Here is a 12,544-nt window from a genome sequence, read left to right on the forward strand (position 1 = left end):
AGATAATCCTTTTGATTGTTGTGAGAGTCTTGAGGAGGTGTGGATTAAAGGACTTAGAGTCTCGATTTCTTTTTTTGAAAGTCCTAACCTCCGGCCGGATTGTGTAGAGTATATGATTAGGAATGCAATCGGCGGGACTGGTGTGATAAAAGTGTATTTAAGGGTAAATGTATATGAGAAGATTAGTACTCAGATTTTAAAATTGGCTGAAGAAAAAAATATTCAATTTAAAGTAGTTTATGAATAGTAGAGAAATATCGTTGAATACTCCCTGGCATGGGAATCTAACGGCTTATGATATAGAGAATGTGATAAAGGGTGAGTTTGCCAGACTTGCGGATATGGATGTGAGTTTGCAAAGGGAGATTAATGCTTTGAGTATATCGCAACTTGAAGAGAATCCGACATTACTTTGCGGTAGCAGCCATGTAATGATTACCTTTCATCGGAGTAAGGGAATAGATATGGCTACCCATGAGGTGGCTGATGGTGACAACTCTTTATTGGCAGTGCCGTGGTGGGAGTGGAAGAATCATGAGATGATAGGTAATGTGGCGGATGGTGTATTGATAATTCCTGATGCCGGAGAGCCTCTGATAGTGGCACCTACGGGGAGTGATTCATTAAAGTGGAGTTGGCAACCGGGTATAGGTGACAGAAAGAAATATACGGATATTAATTCTGCTTTTCGTGATATGGATGGAGAGAGCAATACTGCGCTGATCCTAGATCCTACAGATAAGAATGCTTACGGACTGTTTGGAGAGAATGAGGAGCAGTGGCGGAATTATGCGGCCGGCTATTGCGGTGAGTATGAATTNGGGNGTCTGGGTAAGGGTAAGTGGTGGTTGCCATCGCTTGGTGAACTGAATCTGATACGTAAGTATCTGTATGAGATTAATCTTGCGCTGTCAATAATAGCGGGGGGTAAGGAGATTACTATGGGTAATCATTGGACTTCGACTGAGGCGGCTATAAGCAGTGCATGGAGTTTTAATCCTTATACCGGTTTTACACATGGAGGGTATAAGTGTACTCCTCAGACTGATTATTATGTGCGNCCGGTAACAGCGTTGGATCTCTCNCAAATCAGTTATNNTGAGTANTAATAGNTANCGGTGNGTGGTATTTTTAGAATTAATAATNTTTAGTTATGAAGACATTATGTAGTGGAGAGGGCGTGGCTCTGAGAGAGCATGGCCGGAAGTGGATTGTAAGTGTGGATAATACAAGCATTGTAGTTAATGCGGGTGCCCNGTATAATGAGATGGTNTCGNNNCTTGTGCGCGCACGATATCCGGATGAGGATGCTGTCGCGGTTCTGGCTAATTATGCTCTTATAGATAAGGGAGGTGATGTAGATACGGAAGATGATGCTCAGAAGTGTGATGAGTATCGTAAAGAGTTTGCGGCTTTCACAGCGTGGCGTAGACGTGTTAAGGATGCAGTGAAGTGGTTGTGTGCTGAGATATAGAGCCGGTGAGCGGAATGTAAATAATGTTATTATGATATGATACAGGATATCTATTATTTAGATGATTTTAAGGTGACGGTAAAACTCTGTGCGCCTGAGGGTGTGACGGAGAGTATCGAGAATCTTGATTTTGACATTTATCTTAGTTCTGGAAGTAATAATTTTATCGCCGGGCGGCATGGTGACGAGTGGTATAATTGTAAGGCTCATAAAGGTAACAGCCTGATTATAATCTGTAATAATCACGGGTTGAAACCGTGTTCGCGTCTTGGGGCTGAGGTAGTATATTATATTCCGGATGAGGATATGCCTGACGGCAACCGCAGAGTAACCTACCGGTGCCGGACTAATATCCAGTTGACCTCGGTGCCTATGAGTAATCGTGTGGTTGAGGGTGAGATGGAGGCGTATCTTCCGGCTCAGTCTGCAGTGTCCGCTAAAAAACAGAAGCGATCTACGGTGAACAGCCTGTATGGTTCGGGNAGGATTATACANCGCGGCATTATGCCTATTAATGCGGAGACGGGGGTGTATTATAACAGNGATNGTTNTTTTGCATTGTCTAAGAGAGTNTCNGCCGGATTATGNAATGGTANAAGCCAGATTGTAAAAATACCGGCATTCTTACGCANGTGTAAGTTTGAGGTGTGTAGTTCATTAGGTGGTTATCGGCTGGAATATGAGTGGGTGGATGAGGAGAGTATTAAGNTACTCCCCTATTCTACTCGACTGGATAATGNTCGGNTGGTGATCNGTGTAGATAATTATCCGGGCCTATCGCTTGGGNATGGNGATGGCAAGATNATGTGGCTGGATAAGAGTGGTAATCTGAGAGAGGACTATAAGGGGTTTGCCGACCGATATCCGGAGCCGGGGATAAATCCGGATGTGTTGCGAGATTTAATTAATGGTCATCATAAAACCGGAGGCACGGACGGGCGGTGTGGGAAACTNCTGGTATATAAGCGTTCGCATCCGTCGCGGTGCTTGGATAGTCCGATTTCAGAAATAATGATGGAAGAAACGGGATATGACAAGGAGAGTATGAGAGAGTATCGCTCGCGCGTTAAAAGATGGTATAAAACTGCTATAATANGCAACGGTATTTATAAGATTATATATCAGACGGGGCGTAAGCGATACAGATCAAAGACAATCACAGTTAGTATCNATAATNGTAAAATAAAGGTACTTGGACTTGGTTAAAGACATCTGATCATAAAAAAACAACCCTTCATCAGAGGGTACGCTACGTAGTTACGAACTCTCCCTCCGACAAANGATTGCTCTACAAATTTAGGAAATANAATTACATTTTCAAAATTTCAGGNCTATTATTTTNGCCTGATTTATNTTGATTATTGAGATNGGTTTTGCAAAAGTTAAAATTAAGGGTATGGAGGGTGAATATATCTTTGTATTGAACTAATAATAATATAATCATGGAAACAATCTTATCACTTGACAAACTGTATCTTTTTGTAGGTGTGTTTCTGTCGGTATGTATTCTGGTGATTGCGGCTATAATGCTTGATCTTTGGGATGGAGTACACACGGCAAAGCGCACAAACCAACGTGTGCATTCGCATAAANTGCGCGTGACAATCGCTAAGATGAGCGAGTATTGGAGGTTTATCCTGATTGGCTTTCTGGTGGATTGTCTCGGGGTGTTTTTCTCTTTTTACATTATGCCTTTTGTGGTGATAATGTTCGGGGNCGGATTGATAGTGGTTGAGGCTAAGAGTATGTTTGAGCATGCTAACCGCAGGAAGAGCCATGCGGCTGAACTACCTGATATTGTAAANAGCATCATCAAGGCTGTAGATGAGAAAGATGCCCATAGGGTTTTGGAGCGTCTTACTACTGAAGATTTATCAACAAAATCTAATTAATTATGATTACACTTAAGAAAGGNAGCCGTGGGAGTGAAGTGAAGACATTGCAGACTGCTTTAAATCTCGCCGGTAGTTATGGATTGTCTGTAGACGGTATATTCGGAGCAAAGACCGATGAGGCTGTAAGAGATTTCCAAAANAGTAACGANCTTTCCGTTGACGGCATTGCAGGCGCAAAGACTTGGAGTAAACTCGGATATGAGACTGCGGATGAGATAATACCCGGAGGTCGGACTATCAATAAACTGATTGTGCATTGCACAGCCACTCCNGAGGGNGAGGACTATTCGATAGATTCAATAGACAACTCTCACAAGGCTCGCAATTTTTCATACTATATTGATCCCGATACGAAACAGAAACGGTATATAGGGTATCATTACATCATTTTGCGAGATGGCACAATAGTACGGTGCCGNCCGGAGAATGTGAGNGGTTGNCATACGATCAATCATAATTCTGACTCAATAGGCATTTCTTATATCGGAGGTTGCCCTCCGAGAAGTGTCAAGAACTGGAATATGCAGGGTAAGGATACCCGTACGGATGCGCAGAAGNCCTCTATNCTGACGCTTTTAAAGGAATTGAAAGGGAGATACAAGAAAGCGGGTATTTATGGTCACCGCGATTTNGCGGCTAAGGCTTGCCCGAGTTTTGATGCTCGAACCGAGTATAAAGATATAATTAATGGCTGANCTGATGAGAGATTATTTAAAGATTCTGAGTGTAGGGATAGTGTGCCTTTTAACNGGTGCATTTCTATACAGATGCCAATCAGCGTCGCCGGGCGATATGCAAGGGCGTGCGGATGGCGTGACTGACACCGTTAAGGTGTATGATACGATTCCGTACGTAGCGCCTGNACCGCTGACAGAAGTGGCGATGGGTACTCGCTGTTATGCATTTCCTNTCGATAAGTTNAAGTCNGGGGTGAGTGTAATGGTGGAGAGAGTTGATGGGGATACGCTCACTGAAGTTCGCGGCTTGAACAAAAAAATGGNGAGTGGAGATAGTGCTGTGGTGGAGGTGCCTATCATACAGCGACATTATGCTGACAGCACATACGAGGCTTGGGTAAGCGGACCNATAGATCCCCGGCTGGATAGTGTGAAAGTATTCGCACCGACAACTATCATTACAAAACGTGAATGGAAGCCTCCCAANCGATGGCATTTAGGTGCTACGATTGGTGTANGCTATACCCCGCAGGGTTTTCAGCCGTTTTTAGGAGTTGGAATAACGTACTCAATAATTTCATTCTGATGGAGACAATAACTATAGTAGTATATCAAGATGATGTATACGATGAGGTGAGTAAGGCTACGGATTATACCGGTTCAAAACTGATAGATGGAGATGCTCTGGCACGCGATCGTATTCTGGCCGGAGATTATGATCTGTCTGAATTAGGAAGATTTTGGGAGGAGTCTGTATCGGCGGCGAATGAGAATCTTAAGGAGATGCTGGTATCAGGAAGTAGCAGTAAGGTGTATTCTTCAGATTCCAACAATTACAGCCCGGAGAGTGGGATGATTGCCGGATCTGATGCATCGAGAATTGGCAAGACTGCATACAAGGCGGTAATTGAGGTCTCTAAATCTTTTGACAAGGGTCTGAAAGACAGTGTTGAGTCTACATTGCGTAGTTTCTTTATCGCCTCAATCATAGCGCAATGGTTTAAGTTTGCCAATAAAGGTGAGGCTCAGGATTATTTTGTTCAGGCATCGGATATGATGGAGACTGCCGAGAGATTACTGTACAGTCGTAAAAAGCCTACACGCCCTACGGATTAATAACCTATAAAAAATTAGATTAATGCCAACAACTACTTTAGGCGCGAAGAAGAATGTTACTGCCACTATTAAGATTTCGTGGCTTTTGTATGATATAATGAATGAGACATTCTTGCGCGGACGAACTATTCAAAATAAGGAGAATCATAAGGAGGTTGCCTCAATGTTTGCATCTGAGGATGAGGAGAATCGCGAGAAAATCTTACGCTCGATCAAGCGTAGTTTTGCGGAGGTGCAAACTGAATTAGCGGAATATCTGAATGAGAACGGTACCACTACTGATAATAGCCATTTTGACGGTAGCCATGATCTGGTGCTAAATCTGACGATGCCGAGTAACTTTAATGAGGCGGCAACTACTGGTGTAGGCGAGCAGGTACATGCTTATCTTATGAATTCGACTATTGCTGACTGGTATATCGTGACCAATAAGGGTGACGCGGAACAGTATTATGCGCTTGCGAATAAGAGCATGGAGTTGATACGTCAGAGTGTCAGCAAGCGTACCAGACCTACTAAACCGGTGGATTAATTAAGACTGAGATGAGTTGTTTTTTCGAGATGAGTGAGAGTGCGCTACAAGCAGTGCTTGGTTTTAAGCGTGATCAACTTTTGTATGACATCAGGAATTATGCGTATATCGAGGGTAGCGTGATGGATACCCAGAACGAGCATAATCGGCATACTGTGCAAGATATAGGTGAGACGGGGAACATAGATCGTGTGAACCGTGTGCTTGACCTTGCAATAGCGAAGTGTCGGGAAACACTCTATCCCTATACTAAACATACTGTAATTAACCCGGTGCTTGATGATAAATTGAGAGAACCGGGGGTGTANGGGATAGTGTTAAACGTGCCGACAACATTTTCGCAGACAACACTCATTCTCTTGGAGAAACTCATACATGAGTATCTTGTGTGTGAAGCCGTAGCAGACTGGATGAGCATAACCAATCCGGTGAAAATGGAGACGTGGAAATCAAAAGCGGAAGATGCTCTAAGTGAGATACGGGTGAATATCAATACCAGAATTTCAAGNACACGCAGGCGTATGCATCCGTTTTAACATAGTCCTTAATCCATATCAGAAGAGCCGCTGTGCATCACGCATGGCGGCTCTTCTCTTACATTAGATATGAGTATAAGTACCTGAGTTATCTCGGTTGATTNNTGAGGCGTGGTGTGAACTGCACGGACGCTCCGTAGATACTTTCGTCCGGAGAAAGTTTGCACAGCAGAGCCACGCGGAAATACTTGTAGGGCGTGCCGCGGAAGCCACGCAGGAAATGGTCTTTGCTCGACCATACCAAATGCCAGTTGATAAGGTCTCTTGAACCATAGAGCGCAGACTGGACGTGACCTTTGGCAAAGTTGCCACGCTGAATTATATTGTCTATGGTTTTGTGAATGTTTGCGGAGTCCAGTTTTAGCGGACGAGTAACCGNCAAGCACATNACAATTACGTCAGTAACGTCANTAGCGTCAGACTCCGAGAAATTGACAATATTNTTATCCTCATCAACGGCCAGAGCCTCCGGATAGGAGTTAAGGTGCGAGACGATATTAGAAAATGTCATGCCCCACATTTTAGACTTGAGAGAAAACATATATGCATAAGTAATGCCCGGTGCATAGACTATGACTCTCTGATGAACATAATCGTATATCATCCGGCACTGCTTCAAAAATTCAGTGAACGGTAGTGTCGGCAGACATTTGTCATTACCGGGATTATGCTCCAACATATCATGCAACTTGCCAAAGCCGGGTAAAGAGAGAGCATCAAAGGGATATTCAGANTTAATTGCATCNGAGATACATTGTGTTTGNGAACCCGATATGAGCATAATACCTCGGTCGGTCGGGAAAAGAACGGCGTTATCCAGTTGAGTAATGCCATCGGCATTTATACATACGTCTCGCGTTATAGGCTGACGTGCNGAATATGTGCCGGTAGCGGAGACCTCCAACGCCCAAACGCCCTCGGTAGTGAAAGCGTAGAGAGGGAACTGACCGAACTGACCTTGTGAGAGTGCTTTGGCGGCTGATGCAAGCCCGATAATCTCTGATACCCCAATCGAAACGCAATAATCACTCTGAAATGCAAACGGGCAATTANTATTGGANAGATATATAGTAGAGGCTGATTTTATNATATTGTCTTGAGGCATAAGAGGAATCTTACCGGTACATGGCTCAATTGAGGGGTAATCTGAAAAATTTCCTGAGTACCAATAGGAACCGTTTAAGAAATCATGTGTCTTAAGCGGTATTGATGCTTTACCTGTTACTTCTCCGGTCTGATCCAGGAAGTAAAGAATAAGTTCTTTGGCTCTTGAATCCGGATAAAAATACCACGGTCCTATAGTTTCTCCNAGACCGGAATCGGCTACCCACTTCTCCCCTTCTTCTGTAACAAGCCTTACGTAAATTTGGATTGTGTAATTGTCNTGAACATCAAGAAAGTTAAATATCTGTCGCGGTGCTGAGGGATCACGTAAAATTATCGAGGTATCGAATAGATTAAGACGATGATTATATTCTTTGAGGCGTGCGTTTATAAATCCTTTGTATGGAAGAGTGGTATCTTCAAGTGGTTCTAATGTGACGAGATTATTGAGAGTCCNATTAGCAATATCAAGCACCGCAAACTTATCATTGGAATTATTTAACTCTGCAAATTCAAGTGATGATACTTTGTAGAAGATTGCCAGTTTCGTAATGTCGCCTTTTATGTCAGAGTCGGATCTCTGAGCNACTTTAAGATAGGTGGAAAAAGTTATTTCGGTATCTTCATTAANTCTTAAATTAAAGTCGTAAAGATCNCAGGCTACAAATGAATCAATTTGTTGTATTTCTCCTACATAAGGGATTCCATACCCTATGGAGTGATAGGTAGANTGATATTTAAACAGATTTTTTTTAGTATCAAAATTTACTCCCTGATCGTATCTCCAGATTGGAGTTGAAACAAAAATATCAATCCCTGTTATTATNTCTTCCCAAATATCAGGTATCTGATTTCTATTTTTCCANAGAATATCAGCGTTGAATGATGATAATACCAGTTTGGTNCCGGCCTTATTAGTTCCGGAAAATAGTATGGCGGGNGCATATTCTGAGTTGGGTATCATTAATTGAGGGTCTGAGATATATGCATACGAGCCATCGAATAATCTGACNGCATATCTCAAGAAGAATGGATATATAAATTTAGAATTCTCATGAGCCTCATTGGTATATTTATTTAANGATCCAAGTAGGGATTGTAAGGATTCAGGAGTATATTTTATAACTGTGCGAACTTGCTCGCCATCAGCGGTTTCGGAATTATCAATACCGGTCATGAATGTTATATTACCAGCCTCTCTATGCTCATATTTAAAGTCTAGGTGGCGGAAANATATTTGAAAAGCAAGATCAGTCCATTCTTCTTGAGGGGTAAATGAGCCTTCGATAATGTATTCAGTTGTAAGTTCTCGTGCTGTCCAATATAATTGTTCGTATTCAGTTGTCCCCTTTTTCTTACCTAAAATTCTCAGGNNNACNNCGNNTCTNCCNATAAGAGGTTGCCATGCAAATTTATATTCCTTACCTGCTTCGAGTATAATAGAGGTGTCAAAAGGGATAGGATGTGTAGCCACAAANTCGCTGGAGATATTGGGAAATGGATAATTTTCTCGTNAAAAATCACCCTTTGAAACTGAAAGATCATAAGATTTTATGCAGAGTGTTTCCCAGAAATCGTCAGGNGTATANATGTCNTCATTCTCTGCNGGNCTTATCTCAAAATTACCGTCTCTTTCTTCGGAAATATNATAGTTGAGTTTCAACCCAAAATCAATAGGAATATCAGGAATTTTGGATCCGAGATATACATAAGTATGATCAACTGCTACAAATCGTATATAGTGAAGTCCACTATCTGAGGAAACTATGAGGATATTCCCCATAGCAGCGATATCGATAATACGTAGGGTNTCTTGCGGTAAAGAAAACGGAATAGGNTCAGNGAAAATATCATTATCGGNGGCTACCCATTCAATTTTAACTTTGTCTTTAGAATATGATATGTAGTTATTGCANACAGANGTTTTATGAAGAAATGCATTTTCATAATTGAGTTTAATGTCAGTTATCTTGGGAGGGAGTANAGGTTTTANCGCNCCATCTTCGNGGATNAGATTGATTGCGACTGCCAATTCNCCGTCCTGACATTCGTANTCGGACGGCTGTGCCGAGTAGCCATTGTATTTTATNTCTNTGTTATTCNCCATANTGTTGTTTTTTTATAGGTGGTTCATNAAGCCTTACGGCAAGTCATAGNGGTTGCANGGTTATAATTGGGACATACANCACTCCGTTTTTCTCAAACGCTTCTCCTGCCATATAGGAAACACGTTCAGATNTAACACCTNCGGAATTAAATAGAGNGCGACACAACCGNACGGAGTTAGCGCAGTAGTTCTCGCCNCCNCCACGNTTTGANCGATAGCATTGCGCCTCATATCGGTAATTGGTATNCTGATAGCGGACGGCATAGAGAAGATACTCACCGTCATTTACAGCGATATTGATAGNGTCACCCGGACGCAACGACAATATCCGCGCNACACGAGATGNAATGCGGATANTGCCGTTTCTATNAAAAGAAATGTCGGGTCNGCGAGTATGTTCCAAGAGTTTAATCATCGGTTAAAGATAGTTGCTTTTATAGGTTCTGACGTTTTAAGTTTAGAAAAAAAGGACGCGTATTATTATTGAAGATATTTTTTACATTTAAATCCTTTGCGCGGAGAAAAGTCTGCAAATGTACAAGATTTGAAAATCATNGGTTTGTTTACGTANTGAGCGAGNTCTTTTTCATATTGNGTTGGAATACGTTTGTTTTCAAAGTCTCGGTATGGCATGACGTATGGTTTTATACCNAAAGAGCGTAAAGTTTCTATACGGTACATATCCTCATCNATTGTNGAGTTAAAACCNACTAACACGTAGCACATTATTTTATATGGTTTGATATAGCGGGTGACCTCNCTGAGTTTGCCGGTGAGATCGAGAGTAGGTAAATCCCATGCTATATGAATGTTTCGATGNAGGCGTAGTTTNTTNAGCCAATANGCCTGCTCCTCGTTCATNATNCNAATATCAACTCCATGAAGATTTACTTTCTGCTTTGTTGCGAGTANGTAATCAATNGCAGACTTCCATTCNGGATTAGCNAAGAAGTTNTTATCNANNACNTCTATATGCTTGCCNTTGGGATTNAGTTGCAAAGGCTCTACNGGGTGNATAGCACCCTCTTTNTCATGCACAAGGCAGAACGGACAATGCCGGATGCAACCACGNGAGAAGAATTGGATCGAGAACGGATATTGCGGATATAGCGAGTAGTCCATAGCGGTTGACTGCTCCACCTCNATAGGCAGACGTGAGCGAACNTCATAACCGGTGCCTCCCTTAATTACCTCGCAATNCCAAGGGAACGTATCATCGGGAGTAAAAGTAAATATCTTTGACTTATAAATGCGGTCATAATCACCTCCAAACATCGGGTCAGCCCATTCTACGCTATCTCCATGTGCTTTATGCCATGCCGACAAGCGCATGAGNGCGAGATTTGGGAAGTTATGCCCATCTACATCTACGAGACCTATTTTCATGTGAAAATGTATTGAATGTTGAAATGAAACTCCTGGCAGAGCCGGACGGTTGGAATGTATGCTTGCGGTTGCTTCTTTGTTCAAAAGATGTGTTCATAAGTCATCCACATTAAAAAGTGATTCAAGCAATGATACTCTTGAATTGCCGATGAGAATATCAAACTTCAACTCGGCTTTTGACCGAAGTTTAGATTCTTTATATCTTTCTTGCACCTTACTTTTCGGCACGATGCAGAAGTCCTTACAGAGCCACGACATGAATTGAACGAGATAATCCTCGGTTGAACTGATTACCTCATTCTTCAGGCAATTAGACTCTGGAATATCTTTTGCCATAAGCACACCATATTCGTGTGCTATCTTCTTTATCTCTTCGGGGGTTGGCATATTATTCTCCTTTATAGATTTCTTCACCAAAGATTGTTTTCAAGATGTAGAACCAACCCTCAAAACTTATGTGTGAGTGGTTGAGATAAGTTCTTACCACATCTTCATGCAATTCTTTTATTGCTTCTTTCTGTTCCTCTGTCAACGTGGAGGGGTCAATTATCGGTTTACTCATTTTATTCTAATCATTAATACGTTATCCTTGTAGAAGCCATAGTTCGTTTCAAGAATATCGGGTTCGGCTTCAAAAATCATATAGATTCCGAGAGTCCCCATTTGACACTTTTGATGTTCTACCACAACCTCCATATTTTCCGGATATTTGGAGAGTTCGGATATAAGTTCTTTTACTGTCATTGCTTATTTTGTTATTGGTTCAATATTGCTGATTTTCCAAAAAGTTGTGTAGGGGTTGGCGTTGCCGCGATACACACGCACTTCTACGAGGTCATGAGAGAAAAAGCACCTCACAGTCCCTCTATTGCGAGAGATTTTGTTTCGCACCTCCATCATAGGTTTTATATCTTCTGCTTTCATTTCTTCCTTTTAAGTTGTTGTAGTTCTTGTTTTCTTGTTTCTTTCCTATGCTCTGCGTCATAGGTGTTGTGGCACTTCTGACATAGAGCGCGGAGATTGGAGGGGTCGCAGTTCTCGGGAGTGTGGTCTAAGTGAGCGATTGTGAGGATAATCTTCACCTCCTTGCCCGTTTTCGGATTGAGACGCATAGAGTAATTCTCTACGCCACAGAACTCACATCGGTGTCCGGCTCTCTCCAATATTGAGGTTCTTATCTGTTTCCAATTCTTAGGATAGCGCGAGCGGTTTTCAGGTTTTATCGGCATAGGTCATTCGGTTATTAATCCTACAATATGGTTATTGCTCTCTTTGCAGAGGATTGTTTCACCGTTTTTGAGGTGTACGACCTTGCTATCAATATATCCTATGGCATCAACATTGACGAACAGCGGTGATTCTTCAAAATCCTTTTCAATGTCGTCATATTCAATCCTGGTAAGCCAAATAAATCTGCTCATACTCCCTCCTTGTCAAAGTCCATTATGTTGTCGGCGGTAATATTTCTCATTGGAGAAAAATCATCCATTTTATAATATATCTCCTCGTTATCCTTTAGCACAATGGATAAGCCTTCAATCTCACATCCACATGGCTCTATGTGAGCATCAAACTCCCTCAGAAGCGACTGCAAGCGCGTGAGGAAAGCGGTGCGACGGTCAAGAGGTTGGATGGGTTCAACATCTGAGGCTGGGAGTGTTAGAAACACCCCGTATCTACTGAATGACACATATAACTCATCATCGTCAATGTCCTC

8 protein-coding genes are annotated in these 12,544 nt (G+C 42.1%); 5 read left to right on the forward strand and 3 right to left on the reverse strand.

Annotated elements, in window-relative coordinates:
- From HDR73_RS00215 to HDR73_RS00230, 5 genes are all read left to right on the forward strand, one after another.
- On the forward strand, positions 1 to 247 hold a 247-nt coding region (locus HDR73_RS00215), incomplete at its 5' end, for a hypothetical protein (RefSeq protein WP_287136173.1).
- 3,121 nt (positions 248 to 3,368) lie between these two features.
- Positions 3,369 to 4,064 carry a peptidoglycan-binding protein gene (locus tag HDR73_RS16485; RefSeq protein WP_353734308.1) on the forward strand — a complete coding sequence of 232 codons (696 nt, stop codon included), beginning with the start codon at positions 3,369 to 3,371 and terminating at the stop codon, positions 4,062 to 4,064.
- A 301-nt stretch (positions 4,065 to 4,365) separates the two neighbouring features.
- Positions 4,366 to 4,632 (forward strand): DUF6808 domain-containing protein, encoded by a 267-nt coding sequence (locus tag HDR73_RS16490; RefSeq protein WP_353734309.1) that lies wholly within the window; start codon positions 4,366 to 4,368, stop codon positions 4,630 to 4,632.
- Positions 4,632 to 5,162: a hypothetical protein gene (locus tag HDR73_RS00225; protein WP_287136175.1), complete on the forward strand. Its 531-nt coding sequence runs from the start codon at positions 4,632 to 4,634 to the stop codon at positions 5,160 to 5,162. The genes HDR73_RS16490 and HDR73_RS00225 overlap by 1 nt, the downstream gene beginning before the upstream one ends.
- A 97-nt stretch (positions 5,163 to 5,259) precedes the next feature.
- The gene (locus tag HDR73_RS00230) at positions 5,260 to 5,694 is read left to right on the forward strand and encodes a hypothetical protein (protein WP_287136176.1); all 435 of its coding nucleotides are present in this window, start codon (positions 5,260 to 5,262) and stop codon (positions 5,692 to 5,694) included.
- A gap of 5,226 nt (positions 5,695 to 10,920) precedes the next feature.
- On the opposite strand, the gene HDR73_RS00235 is transcribed toward HDR73_RS00230, so the two are convergent.
- The 3 genes from HDR73_RS00235 to HDR73_RS00245 form a co-directional block, all read right to left on the reverse strand.
- Positions 10,921 to 11,214, reverse strand: coding sequence for a hypothetical protein (locus HDR73_RS00235; protein WP_287136177.1), 294 nt, complete (start codon positions 11,212 to 11,214; stop codon positions 10,921 to 10,923).
- An 845-nt stretch (positions 11,215 to 12,059) separates the two neighbouring features.
- Entirely contained in the window at positions 12,060 to 12,248 is a 189-nt protein-coding gene (locus HDR73_RS00240; RefSeq protein ID WP_287136178.1) for a hypothetical protein, read from the reverse strand.
- A partial coding sequence (locus HDR73_RS00245; protein ID WP_287136179.1) for a hypothetical protein occupies positions 12,245 to 12,544 on the reverse strand: 300 nt, incomplete at its 5' end. The genes HDR73_RS00240 and HDR73_RS00245, both read right to left, overlap by 4 nt.

The sequence above is a fragment of the Clavibacter sp. genome (assembly GCF_014802555.1).
GTDB classification, from domain to species: domain Bacteria; phylum Actinomycetota; class Actinomycetes; order Actinomycetales; family Microbacteriaceae; genus Clavibacter; species Clavibacter sepedonicus.

What these genes read in the sequence shown, in the direction of transcription:
- HDR73_RS00225 (WP_287136175.1), top strand. Translation starts at nt 4,632, where the DNA reads ATGGAGACAATAACTATAGTAGTATATCAAGATGATGTATACGATGAG.
- HDR73_RS00230 (WP_287136176.1), top strand. Translation starts at nt 5,260, where the DNA reads ATGAATGAGACATTCTTGCGCGGACGAACTATTCAAAATAAGGAGAAT.
- HDR73_RS00235 (WP_287136177.1), bottom strand. Translation starts at nt 11,214, where the DNA reads ATGCCAACCCCCGAAGAGATAAAGAAGATAGCACACGAATATGGTGTG.
- HDR73_RS00240 (WP_287136178.1), bottom strand. Translation starts at nt 12,248, where the DNA reads ATGAGCAGATTTATTTGGCTTACCAGGATTGAATATGACGACATTGAA.